The organism is Pseudomonas sp. R1-43-08, from assembly GCF_003852255.1.
Classification (GTDB): domain Bacteria; phylum Pseudomonadota; class Gammaproteobacteria; order Pseudomonadales; family Pseudomonadaceae; genus Aquipseudomonas.
The window spans coordinates 5,201,330-5,214,616 of the sequence record NZ_CP027734.1; the positions used below are offsets into that span (position 1 = coordinate 5,201,330).

Here is a 13,287-nt window from a genome sequence, read left to right on the forward strand (position 1 = left end):
GGCGTGCCTCTTGATGGCTTGACGAAGGAGTGTTGGCTCATGCGAGAAAGACCCGTGACGAACCCGGCGCCTACCCCCGCTGCGTTCATCAACGCGCAAAATGCGATCACTGGGCTGCGCGGCCAGGATCTGCTGTCGACACTGCGCACCGTCGCGACACATGGCCTGCGCAACCCAATGCACACCGCACGCCACGCCCTGGCCCTGGGCAGCCAACTGGGCCGGGTGTTGCTGGGTGAAACGGTGCATGAACCCAACCCCAACGACAACCGCTTCAGCGACCCCACTTGGAAGCTCAACCCCCTGTACCGGCGCAGCCTGCAGGCCTACTTGAGCTGGCAAAAGCAGACGCGCAACTGGATCGATGACAGCGCCCTCGGCGCGGATGACCGCATTCGCGCGCAGTTCGCCCTCACCCTGCTCAACGATGCCGTCTCCCCGTCCAACACCCTGCTCAACCCGCTGGCGATCAAGGAGCTGCTCAATTCCGGCGGCAACAGTGTGGTGCGCGGCGTGAGCCACTTGTTCGAAGACCTGCTGCACAACAACGGCCTGCCGCGCCAGGTCAGCAAGCACGCCTTCGAAGTGGGCAAGACCGTTGCCACCACCCCGGGCTCAGTGGTGTTTCGCAACGAACTGCTGGAGCTGATCCAGTACAAGCCCATGAGCGAAAAACAATACGCCAAGCCCTTGCTCGTGGTGCCGCCGCAAATCAACAAGTACTACATCTTCGACCTCAGCCCGGCCAACAGCTTCGTGCAATACGCCCTGAAAAACGGCCTGCAGACCTTCATGGTCAGTTGGCGCAACCCGGATGTGCGCCATCGCGAGTGGGGCCTGTCCACCTACGTGGCCGCGCTGGAGGAAGCGCTCAACGTCTGCCGCGCGATCACCGGCGCGCGCGAGGTCAACCTGATGGGCGCCTGCGCGGGTGGCCTGACCATTGCGGCGCTGCAAGGCCACCTGCAAGCCAAGCACCAGCTGCGGCGCGTCGCCAGCGCCAGTTACCTGGTGAGTTTGCTGGACAGTCAGATCGACAGCCCGGCCGTGTTGTTCGCCGATGAGCAAACCCTTGAAGCCGCCAAGCGTCGCTCCTACCAGAAAGGCGTGCTGGACGGCCGCGACATGGCCAAGGTGTTCGCCTGGATGCGCCCCAATGACCTGATCTGGAACTATTGGGTCAACAACTACTTGCTGGGCAAGGAACCGCCGGCCTTCGACATCCTGTACTGGAACAACGACAACACGCGCCTGCCCGCCGCGTTGCATGGCGACCTGCTGGATTTCTTCAAGCACAACCCGCTGAGCCATCCAGGGGGCCTGGAGGTGTGCGGTACCCCCGTCGACCTGCGCAAGGTCACGGTAGACAGCTTCAGCGTGGCCGGCATCAACGATCACATCACGCCATGGGACGCCGTGTATCGCTCCACCCAACTGCTGGGCGGTGAGCGGCGTTTCGTGCTGTCCAACAGCGGGCATATCCAGAGCATCCTCAACCCGCCCGGCAACCCCAAGGCCAATTACGTCGAGAACCCCAAGCTGAGCAGCGACCCGCGCGCCTGGTACTACGACGCCCATCACGTCGAAGGCAGTTGGTGGCCGCAGTGGCTGGCGTGGGTCCAGCAACGTTCGGGCGTGCAACGCGAAACCCTCACTGCCCTGGGCAACCAGAATTACCCACCGATGGAAGCGGCGCCAGGCACCTACGTGCGCGTGCGCTGAGTTCAACGATCCCACTTAAGAAGGCTGGATGAAGACCCGCGACCGTATCCTTGAATGTGCCCTGCTGCTGTTCAATCGCAAGGGCGAGCCGAACGTGTCGACCATGGAAGTGGCCAATGAAATGGGGATCAGCCCCGGCAATCTCTATTACCACTTCCACGGCAAGGAGCCTTTGGTGCTCGGGTTGTTCGAGCGCTTTCAGGCTGAGCTGGCGCCCTTGCTCGATCCGCCCGCCGACGCGCAACTGGAGCCCGAGGATTACTGGCTGTTCCTGCACCTGATCGTGGAGCGCATGGCCCACTACCGGTTCCTGTTCCAGGACCTGTCGAACCTGGCCGGGCGTTTGCCGAAGCTGGCGAAAGGCATTCGTAGCCTGCTCACGGCGCTCAAGCGCACCCTGGCTTCGTTACTGGCGCGATTGAAAGCAGCCGGCCAACTGGTCAGCAACACCCAGGCGCTGGGGCAACTGGTGGAGCAGATCACCCTGACCTTGCTGTTTTCCCTGGATTACCAACGGATTCTCGACCGTGATGGCGAGGTGCAGGTGGTGATTTACCAGATCATGATGCTGGTGGCCCCGCATCTGCTGCCGACGGCGCGGCAGGCGACCGAGCGATTTGCGCTCAAATACCTGGATAACACTGACTGAACAGATCGTTCCCACGCGGGAGCGTGGGATGATCGTTCCCACGCTCCGCGTGGGAATGCCTCTTGGGACGCTCCGCGTCCGCCAACCGCGCGCACAGGTGACGCAGAGCGTCACGGCCGCATTCCCACGCGGGAGCGTGGGAATGATCTTTAAAATGCAGCGCCATAAAAAATGCCCGACCTCTGCAGGCCGGGCATTTTTTGTGTCCTGGGAAAACTCAGGACTGACTGGATGGCGTCGGCGTCGACGTAGCAGTCGGGGCCACAGCAGCAGGGGTCGGTGCGGACACTGAGTTGGCTGTGGAAGCGGTTGCCGCAGCAGGCTTGGCTGCCGCTGGGTTTTTCGCTACCGCTGGCTTCTTAGCAGCGGGTTTTGCCGCAGGCTTCGCGGCGGCGGGTTTGGCTGCGGCTTTTGCAGCTGCAGGCTTAGCGGCGGGTTTCGCGACGGCCTTGGCTGCAGGTTTAGCGGCAGCTTTGGCGGCTACGGGTTTTGCGGCTGGCTTGGCGACCGGCTTGGCAGCGGCAGTTTTCGCCGCAGGCTTGGCGGCCGATTTTGCAGCCGCTTTGGCTGGAGCCTTCACCGCAGGTTTGGCGGCAGCTTTAACCAAGGGCTTGGCCGCGGCTTTCGCAGCGGGTTTGGCCGCAGCGGTTTTAGCCGCAGGCTTGGCCACAGGGTTTGCAGCAGCCGCCTTCACGGGAGTCGCTTTCGCGCCGGTGAGTTTTTCGATTTGCTTGGTCAGGGTGTCGACCTTGCTGTGCAGCGTTTTCAGTTCAGCTTTGCTCGGCACGCCCAGTCGCGAAATAGCACTGTTGAGACGCTTGTCGAAGGTTTCTTCCAACTTGCTCCAGGTGTCGGAAATGCTCGACTTGGCAGAACCTGCGCTGGCCTTGGCCGCATCAACTTTTTTACCAACGGTGCTCTTGGTCAACTTCTCGGCTTTTTCACCGTCCTTGACCAGCGTCTCGAAGTATTTGCCACCGTCACTGCTAACCTTCGAGTACACGCCTAAACCAGCAAGCCAGATCTTTCGGGAATATTTTTCAACTTCCCCGACCCACGAGCTGCTTTCTTTCTGAGTAGTTTTTTTAACAGCCATCCCGATGTCTCCTTAGTGTTTACGCGCGACACGTTCGAGCAATGCCGTCAGCTCTTCGAGCTTAGCAGAGAGTGTCTCCACGTCATGTTTAGACGCAATGCCGATTCGATTCAAGGCACTTGCAACACGTGTGTCAAAAGCTTTTTCGACTTTATCCAGTTGCACTTCAACCCGGCGGCTGATGCTGGAGACGTTACTCGTTACTTGGTCAATCTGACTGTTGGCAGCATCAAGTTGTTCAACCACAACTTTTTTGCTTTTACTTTCAACATGTTGACCGCTCTTAACGAGCTCTTTGAAGTATTCGCCACCCTCGCTGCCGACCTTGGCGTAGGCACCAAGACCCGCCAGCCAGATCTTGCGGACATAGCCTTTGACCTCACTCAGGGCAGTGGTCTGACTGTCGATTTTTTTCTTCAAAATAACTTTGGCCATGGTGCACCTCACGCAAAATCGGGTGGAGGAACCGCCCGCAGGAGTTGAGGGCTTGGGCACAAAGTAAGGTGAAAAATTAGAATCGGCACCCTAAGCTTCATCACATCAGGCCAAGGCCTTATCCACGGCTTTTTCTATTTCGGATTTGAGGGTACCGCTCATGGCCGACATCAACAGGCCCAGTTCCACCTCGATACGCAATGAATCATCGGCGACCAGAACGGTGCCTTTAACGCCTGACCGCTTGAGGTTCAAGGTATCGCCAGACCATGACGACTCCAGGCCATATTTATCCTTGAGTTTCTGCGCCAGCAGCTCGGCCTTGGCCCGGGCGCCTTCTTTACCCAGGGTATGCTCACGCTCAACGGTTATACGGGCCATTGCAATGACTCCTCTCTATAAGTGCCTGGAAACCTTCGATGCGGCAAAAGGTCTCGATAAGCACCTATCTTACCTTCAGCCTTGCCAAGACAAAGCAGGCCCTGGGGATTATCATGTCCCGCATTCTCTTTTGGTGACAGCGATATGACTGATCAGCGCAAAGGCAGCGATGCCGAACCCACCACTCACTTCGGCTTCAAGAACGTCCCGGAAAGCCAGAAAGCGGAAAAAGTCGCTGAGGTGTTCCACTCCGTAGCCGCCAAGTACGACTTGATGAACGACGTGCTCTCCGGCGGCATGCACCGCCTGTGGAAGCGTTTCACCATCGAACTGTCGGGCGTACGCACCGGCAATCGCGTGCTGGACATCGCCGGCGGTACGGGTGACCTGGCGGCCAAGTTTTCCAAGCTCGTGGGGCCGACCGGCCAGGTGGTATTGGCCGATATCAACGGCTCGATGCTCAAGGTTGGGCGTGATCGCCTGCTCGACAAGGGCGTGGCCGGCAATATCGAGTTCGTCCAGGCCGACGCCGAAAAGCTGCCGTTCCCCGACAACCACTTCGATTGCGTGACCATTGCCTTCGGCCTGCGCAACGTCACTCACAAGGAAGACGCGATCCGCTCGATGCTGCGCGTGCTCAAGCCGGGTGGCCGCCTGTTGGTGCTGGAGTTCTCCAAGCCGACCAACGCGCTGATGTCCAAGGTGTACGACACCTACTCGTTCGCCTTCATGCCGTTGATGGGCAAGCTGATCACCAATGACGCCGAGAGCTACCGCTACCTGGCCGAATCGATCCGCATGCACCCCGACCAGGAAACCCTGAAGTCGATGATGGTGGAGGCCGGTTTCGACCGCGTGACCTACCACAACATGACCTCGGGCATCGTCGCCCTGCACCGCGGCATCAAGCCCTGATGTTGCTCGCAGGTCTTCTGGCAAGCGTCGAACACGGCCTCAACCGTGTCTTGCGCCTGGACAGCACCGCCCTGGCGCGGCTTGCGCACCTGACCGGCAAAGTCATCGCCGTCGATTGCCGCAGCCCCGCCGTGCAGCTGTTTATCCTGCCCAGCGATGAAGGCCTGCTGCTCGCAACGCAATGGGCCGCCGAGGCCGACTGCACCCTGCGTGCGCCAGCCTCCAGCCTGTTGCACCTGGCGCTGAGCCGCAACAAGACCGCTATCCTGCACAGCCCCGAAGTGGCGCTGGAAGGTGACAGCGCGGTGCTGATGGACCTGGCCGCCGTGCTGCAAGACCTGGAGCTGGACTGGGAATACGAACTGTCACGCTGGATCGGCCCGGTCGCCACCCAGTTGATCAGCGGTCACCTGCGCAGCCGTTCGCGCTGGTACCAGCAAGGGTTTGCCAGCCTCAACCAGAACCTCGCCGAATACCTGAGCGAAGAATCGCGCACCCTGGTCGGGCAACGGGAAGCGCAAGCGCGCTTTCGTGAGCTCGACAAGGCCAAAATCGACCTGGAACGCCTCGATGCCCGCTTCGAGCGCCTGAGCCGTTCCCTTGATCCAAGCGATAACGCATGAAGCTGCTCGCCGTCCGCCGTTTGTTTCGTATCCAGCGCGTCGTAATCCGCTACCGCCTCGATGACCTGCTGTTTGCCCTGCCCCTGCCATGGTTCCTGCTGGCGGTGCGCTATGTGCTGCCGTGGCGCTGGTTGCCGCGTAAAAAGCTGGAGCTGAGCCGAGGCGCCTGCCTGCGCCTGGCATTGCAGGACCTGGGGCCGATCTTCATCAAGTTCGGGCAGATCCTATCGACGCGCCGCGACCTGTTGCCCGAAGACATCGCCGATGAACTGATGCTGCTGCAAGACCGCGTGCCGCCGTTCGATTCGCAGGTGTCGATGAAGCTGATCGAAGAGCAGCTGGGCAAGAAGATCACCGAGGTGTTCAGCCGCTTCGATGTCGAGCCGCTGGCATCAGCCTCGGTCGCGCAGGTGCATGCCGCGCAGCTCAAGAGCGGCGAAGAAGTGGTGGTGAAGGTGATCCGCCCGGGCCTCAAGCCGATCATCGGCCAGGACCTGGCGTGGCTGTTCATTCTCGCCCGCGCCGCCGAGCGTTTTTCTGCCGATGCGCGCCTGCTGCATCCGGTGGATGTGGTGGCCGATTACGAAAAAACCATCTACGACGAGCTCGACCTGCTGCGCGAGGCCGCCAACGCCAGCCAGCTGCGCCGCAATTTCGAAGGTTCGCAACTGCTGTACGTGCCGCAAGTGTATTGGGACTGGTGCCGTCCCAAAGTGCTGGTGATGGAGCGCATCTACGGTGTGCAGGTCACCGACCTCGCCACCCTGGCCGACCAGCGTACCGACATGAAGATGCTGGCCGAACGCGGCGTGGAGATTTTCTTCACCCAGGTGTTCCGCGACAGTTTCTTCCACGCCGACATGCACCCCGGCAATATCTTCGTCAGCACCGTCAACCCGTGGAGCCCGCAATACATAGCGATCGACTGCGGCATCGTCGGCAGTCTCACGCCGGAAGACCAGGACTACCTGGCCCGCAACCTGTTCGCGTTTTTCAAGCGTGACTACCGCCGCGTGGCGCAGTTGCACATCGACTCGGGCTGGGTGCCGGCGGAAACCAAGCTCAATGAATTCGAAGCGGCGATCCGCACCGTGTGCGAGCCAATCTTTGAAAAACCGTTAAAAGATATTTCGTTCGGTCAGGTGCTGATGCGTCTGTTCCAGACCGCGCGGCGCTTCAATATGGAAGTGCAGCCGCAGTTGGTGCTGCTGCAGAAAACCTTGCTCAACATCGAAGGGCTGGGCCGCCAGCTGTACCCGGACCTCGACCTGTGGAACACCGCGCAGCCGTTCCTGGAACGCTGGATGCGTGAGCGGATGAGCCCGAAGACCATGCTGGGCAACCTGCACAGCCAGATGGAACAGCTGCCGCACCTGGCCAACATGACCCGCGACTTGCTGGAGCGCATGTCCCAGCCGCACGCCAAGGATCCCGAGCCGCCGTGGCGCAAGCGCAAGGACGACTGGTTCCTGCGCCTGCTCGGTGCCGCGCATCTGGTGGGTGGGGTCATGCTGGCGATTGGTGGCCCGTTGAATCAACTGGGCCAGTGGCCGGCCGGCATCATGGTGGCCGTGGGCGTTTATCTGATCGTGCGTCGATAACCCATCCGGTTATACACTGTCGCAAATTGCCGGAGCCGAACATGAAAGACTGGCTGGACGAGATCAAGTGGGACAGTGACGGCCTGGTGCCGGCCATTGCCCAGGACTACAAGACCGGGCGCGTGCTGATGATGGCCTGGATGAACCGCGAGGCCCTGAGCCTCACCGCCGCTGAGCAGCGCGCCATCTACTGGTCACGTTCGCGTGGCAAACTGTGGCGCAAGGGCGAAGAGTCCGGGCATGTGCAAACACTGCACGAGCTGCGCCTGGACTGCGACGCCGATGTGGTGATCCTCAAGGTCGAGCAGATCGGCGGCATTGCCTGCCACACCGGCCGTCACAGTTGCTTCTATCGCGTGTTCGAGAACGGCGAATGGAAGGTGGTGGAACCGGTACTCAAAGACCCGCACGCCATCTATTCGGCAGGACATTGAACATGAGCGATACCCTGAACCGTGTGGCCCAGGTGCTGGAAGAGCGCAAAGGCGCGGATGCCGACAGCTCCTATGTCGCCAGCCTGTATCACAAGGGTCTGAACAAGATCCTGGAAAAGCTCGGCGAAGAATCCGTCGAGACGATTATTGCCGCCAAGGATGCGCAGATCAGCGGCGATTGCAGCGATGTCATCTATGAGACCGCCGACTTGTGGTTCCATAGCCTGGTCATGCTCGCCCAGCTGGGGCAGCATCCACAGGCCGTGCTGGATGAACTGGACCGTCGCTTCGGCCTGTCCGGGCACGCCGAGAAGGCCTCGCGCCCGTCCGCCTGAATAACTTTTATCGAGGATTTGCAGCATGGGTATTTTCGACTGGAAACACTGGATCGTCATTCTGGTGGTAGTGGTATTGGTGTTCGGCACCAAGAAACTGAAAAACCTCGGCACCGACGTGGGTGAGTCGATCAAGGGCTTTCGCAAGGCCATGAACGATGACGAAAAACCTGCCGACCCGGTGGTGAATCCGGTTCCGCCAGCCCAACCGGTGCACCCTCAGGCCGCCCAGCCGATCACCGAGCGTCGTACCTTCGACGTGCAGGCTGAAAAAGTCGAAGAGCCGACCCGCAAAGACTCGTGAGCACTGACTAATGTTTGGTATCAGCTTCTCTGAACTGCTGCTCGTCGGCCTCGTGGCCCTGCTGGTATTGGGGCCGGAGCGCCTGCCCGGTGCAGCACGCACGGCCGGCCTGTGGATCGGGCGCCTGAAACGCAGTTTCAACGCGATCAAACAGGAAGTTGAACGGGAAATCGGTGCCGACGAGATCCGCCGGCAGCTGCACAACGAACATATCCTGTCGTTGGAGCAGGAAACGCGCAAGATTCTGTCGCCGGTGCAGGAGCCCGCCAAACCCGCGGAGCCTGTGGTTGAAAACAGCATCGCGCCAGCAGCCGCAACCACCCCGACAGAGCCTGCGCCGACGCCCGTTGCGTCGCCCGCGCCCCATGACCCTACATTGCCGCCGCGAGCCCCATGAGCGCTGATAAACCGGAAAACGACCAGCACATGCCGCTGGTCTCGCACCTCACCGAGCTGCGTACCCGCCTGCTGCGTTGCGTAGCGGCCATCTTCATCATTTTTGCCGGGCTGTTCGCCTTTACCCAGCAGATCTATACCTTCGTCTCCACGCCACTGCGCCAGTATTTGCCGGCGGGCGCGACAATGATCGCCACCGACGTGTCGTCGCCGTTCCTGACGCCGTTGAAGCTGACCATGATGGTCTCGCTGTTCCTGGCGATCCCGGTGATCCTGCATCAGATCTGGGGCTTCATCGCACCGGGGCTGTACAAGCATGAAAAGCGCATCGCCGTGCCGTTGCTGGTGTCGAGCATCCTGCTGTTCTACACCGGCATGGCGTTCGCCTACTTCCTGGTATTTCCGCTGATCTTCAAATTCTTCGCCGCCGCCACCCCGGCCGGCGTGGAGATGATGACCGACATCACCAGCTACCTCGACTTCGTGATGACGCTGTTCTTCGCCTTTGGCGTGGCCTTCGAAATCCCGGTGGCGGTGGTGTTGCTGGTGTGGATCGGTGTGGTCAACGTGGCGTACCTGAAGAAGATCCGCCCGTATGTGATCATCGGCTGCTTCGTGGTTGGCATGATCCTCACCCCGCCGGACATCTTCTCCCAGACCCTGCTGGCCGTGCCGATGTGGATGCTGTTCGAAATCGGCATCCTGTTCAGCGGCTTGATCAGCAAGCGTGGCGAACACCCGGATGATCAGGCCGCCGACGACGACCAGCCGCCAGCGACCCAGCCGTGAACCTGCTGCTGCTCGAAGAGGCCGATTTTATTGCGGCCGACCGGGTGATCCTGCGTGATCGGCGCTTGGTGCATATGCAGCACGTGCATCGCGCCGAAGTGGGTGACAACCTGCGGGTCGGGCGTATTGGCGGGGCGATGGGCAATGCGCAGTTGCTGCGCCTGCAAGACAGCGAGGCCGAGCTGCAGGTCAGCTTCGACCAACCGCCGCCGAGCAAACTGCCGCTGACCCTGCTGCTGGCGCTGCCACGCCCGAAGATGCTGCGCCGGGTGCTGCAAACCGTTGCGGCCATGGGTGTGCCCAAGGTGGTGCTGGTCAACAGTTATCGGGTGGAAAAAAGCTTTTGGCAAACGCCGTTCCTCGAACCGCAGGCGGTCCGCGAGCAACTGATCCTGGGCCTGGAACAGGCGCGGGACACGGTACTGCCCGAGATCATTATCGAGAAACGTTTCAAGCCGTTCGTTGAAGACCGCCTGCCGGCCATGGCTGAGGGCACGCTTGGCCTGATCGGCCACCCCGGCGACTACCCGCCCTGCCCCCGCGGCCTGGAGGAACCGGTGACCTTGGCGATCGGGCCGGAAGGCGGCTGGATCCCCTATGAAGTCGAGCTGCTGACCAAGGCCGGCTTGCAACCGGTGCAGCTTGGCGCACGTATCCTGCGGGTGGAAACCGCCGTGACCGCCCTGCTTGCCCGGTTGTTCTAACCCAATAACCTATGCACAGCGCAGTCAAGCCAGCGCCCACAAGGTACGTGCGTCAACCGTCAGATCGAAACAAAGAAGAAACTCGCGATCAACGCCATCCCCACGGCCCACACCAGCGAACGCAACAGCGCCCAGTCCGCCAGGTAGCAAATGATGTACAGCAGGCGGCTGGTGATGAACAGCACCGCCAGCACGTTGATCGTCACCAGCTCGGCCGTGCCGGCCAGGTGGGCGATGATCACCGCCGCCGCAAAGGCCGGGGTGACTTCAAAGCTGTTGAGTTGCGCATTGTGGGCACGCTTGGCAACGCCTTCGACCGTGTCCAGGAACGCGCGCGGGTCGTGGTTATGCCGCGGCGCGAACTTGCCGCCGCTGAACTTGGCCACACCGGTACACAGGTACGGCAGAAAGATTGCGATCAACACACACCAGAAAGCCACTGTCATCAGTCATTCCCTTTTTTGGTTTTATCAAGGCAGTCAGAGCGTCATCACTCACAGGCCGATCTGCGCCGACGTTCAAGCTATGAGCCATGATCGGCCGAAAGGTTCTTTCCTGTAAGGGCACCTGTTTATACTAAACAACGTCCCGACGCACGCTGTGCACCTATATTTCCCCGTCCCAAGGACCCCGGATGCTTGAACTTGTCGCCGCCTTCATTTGCCTCACTACCCTGCTCACCTATGTGAACTTTCGTTTTATCGGCCTGCCGCCGACCATCGGCGTAATGGTCACTGCGCTGCTGTTTTCGCTGATCCTGCAAGGCCTCAGTTTCATCGGCTACCCCGGCCTGGAAGAGCGCATCCAGCAACTGATCGGCCAGATCGACTTCGGCGACTTGCTGATGAACTGGATGCTCTCGTTCCTGCTGTTCGCCGGCGCGTTGCACGTCAACTTGAGCGACCTGCGCAGCTACCGCTGGCCCATCGGCCTGTTGGCGACCTTTGGCGTATTGATCGCTACCCTGGTGATCGGCAGCCTGGCGTACTACATCTTCGCCCTGTTCGGCTGGCACGTGAGTTTCCTGTATTGCCTGCTGTTCGGCGCGCTGATCTCGCCGACCGACCCGATTGCGGTACTGGGCGTGCTGCGTACCGCCAACGCCTCGAAACCACTGAAAACCACGATCGTCGGCGAATCGCTGTTCAACGACGGCACCGCAGTGGTGGTGTTCACCGTCCTGCTGGGCATCGCGCAGCTCGGTGAAACACCGACCGTCGGCGCCACGGCCATGCTTTTCGCCCATGAGGCGATTGGCGGTGTGGTGTTCGGTGGGCTGATCGGTTACCTCGTGTACCTGATGATCAAAAGCATCGAGCAGCACCAGATTGAAGTCATGCTGACCCTGGCGCTGGTGATCGGCGGCTCGGCGATGGCCACTGAACTGCACGTCTCGGCACCGATTGCGATGGTGGTGGCCGGGCTGATCATCGGCAACCTGGGCCGCAAGCTGGCGATGAACGACATGACTCGGCGCTATCTGGATGGTTTCTGGGAGTTGCTCGACGACATGCTCAACGCCCTGCTGTTTGCATTGATCGGCATGGAACTGCTGCTGTTGCCGTTCAACTGGCTGCACGTATTGGCGGCCAGTTTGCTCGCTGTGGCGATCCTGCTGTCACGCCTGCTGACCGTGGCCCCGGCGATCCTGCTGCTGCGCCGCTGGCGCACGGTACCGCGCGGCACCATCCGCATCCTGACCTGGGGCGGTTTGCGCGGCGGCGTCTCGGTAGCACTGGCCCTGGCACTGCCGCTGGGCCCGGAACGCGACTTGTTGCTGAGCATCACCTATATCGTGGTGCTGTCGTCCATCCTGCTCCAGGGCTTGAGTATCGGCAAACTGGTCAAACACGTGACCCGGGGCGAAACCGAGGCCACGTCCATGCCTCACTGATTCTTCTCGATCTGCTGCGGATGCCTCGGGTCCGCAGCCTTCTTGCCCGGCAAGCTGCCCTCACTGCGAATCTGCGCATGGCTGATCAACGCAAAGATGAAGCTGCCGCCGATGATATTGCCGGCCAGGGTCGGGCCGGCAAATATCAGCCAGAAGTCATGCCAGGACAGTTCGCCGGCAAACACCAGGTAGGACACTTCCGCCGAACCCACTACGATGTGGGTAAAGTCCCCCAGCGCCATGAGGTAGGTGATCACAATAATGATGAACATCTTGGCGCTTTCCATCGACGGGATCATCCACACCATGGTGGCGATCATCCAGCCGGAGACGATGCCCTTGGCGAACATCTGGCCGGCATCGTTTTCCATGATCTTGCGCCCGATTTCGAGGAAGGCCAGGTCGGTCTTTGCATCGAAGATCGGCAGGTGCAACATCACATAAGCCACCAGCAAGGTCCCGCACAGGTTGCCCACCAGCACCACCGTCCAGAGCCGCAACAGGCGCCCGGCATTGGACAGGGTCGGTTTGCTCATCACCGGCAACACGGCAGTGAGGGTGTTCTCGGTAAACAGTTGCTGGCGCGCGAGGATCACCGCCAGGAACCCCGCGCAATAACCAAAGCTGGCGATGACCTTGAACGCTTCGCCGTCCGGCAAGCGCGAGTTGAGCAAGCCCATGGCCATCAGCGACAGCCCCATGGTCAACCCGGCAGCCAAGGCAGACCACCACAACGCTGCGACGTTGCGCTCCAGCTCCTGGTCGCCCTGGGTACGGATGATTTCATGCAGCACCGCGGCGCGGGGCGGCTGGTTCTTGTCTACGTCCTGCTGCTCTTCGTGGGACAGGTTGGGGGTTTTGCCTGCTTCGTCGGTGGCCATGATGTTCCGGTGTCCAAGGGGGGCGTGTAGCTACGACACGCCGCCACCGTGGCTGTTCAGTGGCCAGGCAACTAAAGCGCAATCTTCCAGTCCTTGATCCAACTCCATCGGATTCTTGAAGACAGTAT

General features: G+C 60.7%; 17 protein-coding genes. 12 read left to right on the forward strand and 5 right to left on the reverse strand.

Features of this window, described 5'->3' with window-relative positions:
* The first annotated feature begins 39 nt into the window (after positions 1-39).
* Both phaC and C4J87_RS23940 read left to right on the forward strand, forming a co-directional pair.
* Positions 40-1,722 (forward strand): class II poly(R)-hydroxyalkanoic acid synthase, encoded by a 1,683-nt coding sequence (gene phaC, locus C4J87_RS23935; RefSeq protein WP_124368647.1) that lies wholly within the window; start codon positions 40-42, stop codon positions 1,720-1,722.
* Between the two features lie 28 nt (positions 1,723-1,750).
* Complete coding sequence (locus C4J87_RS23940) at positions 1,751-2,371, forward strand: TetR/AcrR family transcriptional regulator (RefSeq protein ID WP_124368648.1); 621 nt, start codon at positions 1,751-1,753, stop codon at positions 2,369-2,371.
* Between the two features lie 217 nt (positions 2,372-2,588).
* Here the strand turns inward: C4J87_RS23940 and C4J87_RS23945 are convergent, their stop codons facing one another.
* The 3 genes from C4J87_RS23945 to C4J87_RS23955 form a co-directional block, all read right to left on the reverse strand.
* Positions 2,589-3,467 carry a phasin family protein gene (locus tag C4J87_RS23945; RefSeq protein ID WP_124368649.1) on the reverse strand — a complete coding sequence of 293 codons (879 nt, stop codon included), beginning with the start codon at positions 3,465-3,467 and terminating at the stop codon, positions 2,589-2,591.
* 12 nt (positions 3,468-3,479) lie between these two features.
* Positions 3,480-3,902, reverse strand: coding sequence for a phasin family protein (locus C4J87_RS23950; RefSeq protein ID WP_124368650.1), 423 nt, complete (start codon positions 3,900-3,902; stop codon positions 3,480-3,482).
* A gap of 105 nt (positions 3,903-4,007) precedes the next feature.
* On the reverse strand, positions 4,008-4,283 hold the full coding sequence (locus C4J87_RS23955) for a polyhydroxyalkanoic acid system family protein (RefSeq protein WP_124368651.1): 276 nt from the start codon (positions 4,281-4,283) through the stop codon (positions 4,008-4,010).
* A gap of 144 nt (positions 4,284-4,427) precedes the next feature.
* On the opposite strand from C4J87_RS23955, the gene ubiE reads away from it, so the two are divergent.
* From ubiE to C4J87_RS24000, 9 genes are read left to right on the forward strand one after another with little or no spacing between them, the layout of a single operon-like run.
* Entirely contained in the window at positions 4,428-5,198 is a 771-nt protein-coding gene (gene ubiE / locus C4J87_RS23960) for a bifunctional demethylmenaquinone methyltransferase/2-methoxy-6-polyprenyl-1,4-benzoquinol methylase UbiE (protein ID WP_003171186.1), read from the forward strand.
* Positions 5,198-5,821 carry an SCP2 domain-containing protein gene (locus C4J87_RS23965; protein ID WP_124368652.1) on the forward strand — a complete coding sequence of 208 codons (624 nt, stop codon included), beginning with the start codon at positions 5,198-5,200 and terminating at the stop codon, positions 5,819-5,821. The genes ubiE and C4J87_RS23965 overlap by 1 nt, the downstream gene beginning before the upstream one ends.
* Entirely contained in the window at positions 5,818-7,422 is a 1,605-nt protein-coding gene (ubiB, locus tag C4J87_RS23970; protein ID WP_124364756.1) for a ubiquinone biosynthesis regulatory protein kinase UbiB, read from the forward strand. The genes C4J87_RS23965 and ubiB overlap by 4 nt, the downstream gene beginning before the upstream one ends.
* Before the next feature lie 41 nt (positions 7,423-7,463).
* Positions 7,464-7,856: a phosphoribosyl-AMP cyclohydrolase gene (gene hisI, locus C4J87_RS23975; protein WP_065893709.1), complete on the forward strand. Its 393-nt coding sequence runs from the start codon at positions 7,464-7,466 to the stop codon at positions 7,854-7,856.
* Positions 7,857-7,858: 2 nt separating this feature from the next.
* Positions 7,859-8,191, forward strand: coding sequence for a phosphoribosyl-ATP diphosphatase (locus tag C4J87_RS23980; protein WP_124364757.1), 333 nt, complete (start codon positions 7,859-7,861; stop codon positions 8,189-8,191).
* Between the two features lie 25 nt (positions 8,192-8,216).
* Positions 8,217-8,495 carry a twin-arginine translocase TatA/TatE family subunit gene (locus C4J87_RS23985; protein WP_124364758.1) on the forward strand — a complete coding sequence of 93 codons (279 nt, stop codon included), beginning with the start codon at positions 8,217-8,219 and terminating at the stop codon, positions 8,493-8,495.
* Positions 8,496-8,505: 10 nt separating this feature from the next.
* Positions 8,506-8,892 (forward strand): Sec-independent protein translocase protein TatB, encoded by a 387-nt coding sequence (tatB, locus tag C4J87_RS23990; RefSeq protein ID WP_124364759.1) that lies wholly within the window; start codon positions 8,506-8,508, stop codon positions 8,890-8,892.
* On the forward strand, positions 8,889-9,680 hold the full coding sequence (gene tatC / locus C4J87_RS23995) for a twin-arginine translocase subunit TatC (RefSeq protein WP_124368653.1): 792 nt from the start codon (positions 8,889-8,891) through the stop codon (positions 9,678-9,680). The genes tatB and tatC overlap by 4 nt, the downstream gene beginning before the upstream one ends.
* The gene (locus tag C4J87_RS24000) at positions 9,677-10,384 is read left to right on the forward strand and encodes a 16S rRNA (uracil(1498)-N(3))-methyltransferase (RefSeq protein ID WP_124368654.1); all 708 of its coding nucleotides are present in this window, start codon (positions 9,677-9,679) and stop codon (positions 10,382-10,384) included. The genes tatC and C4J87_RS24000 overlap by 4 nt, the downstream gene beginning before the upstream one ends.
* A 59-nt stretch (positions 10,385-10,443) precedes the next feature.
* On the opposite strand, the gene C4J87_RS24005 is transcribed toward C4J87_RS24000, so the two are convergent.
* Positions 10,444-10,830 carry an MAPEG family protein gene (locus C4J87_RS24005; RefSeq protein ID WP_124368655.1) on the reverse strand — a complete coding sequence of 129 codons (387 nt, stop codon included), beginning with the start codon at positions 10,828-10,830 and terminating at the stop codon, positions 10,444-10,446.
* A 188-nt stretch (positions 10,831-11,018) separates the two neighbouring features.
* Here C4J87_RS24005 and C4J87_RS24010 point away from each other — a divergent pair, with 188 nt between their 5' ends.
* Positions 11,019-12,278 carry a sodium:proton antiporter gene (locus tag C4J87_RS24010; protein WP_124368656.1) on the forward strand — a complete coding sequence of 420 codons (1,260 nt, stop codon included), beginning with the start codon at positions 11,019-11,021 and terminating at the stop codon, positions 12,276-12,278.
* Here C4J87_RS24010 and C4J87_RS24015 read toward each other — a convergent pair.
* Positions 12,272-13,159, reverse strand: a complete 888-nt coding sequence (locus C4J87_RS24015; RefSeq protein ID WP_124368657.1) for a formate/nitrite transporter family protein — start codon at positions 13,157-13,159, stop codon at positions 12,272-12,274. The genes C4J87_RS24010 and C4J87_RS24015 overlap by 7 nt on opposite strands.
* Positions 13,160-13,287 lie beyond the last annotated feature (128 nt).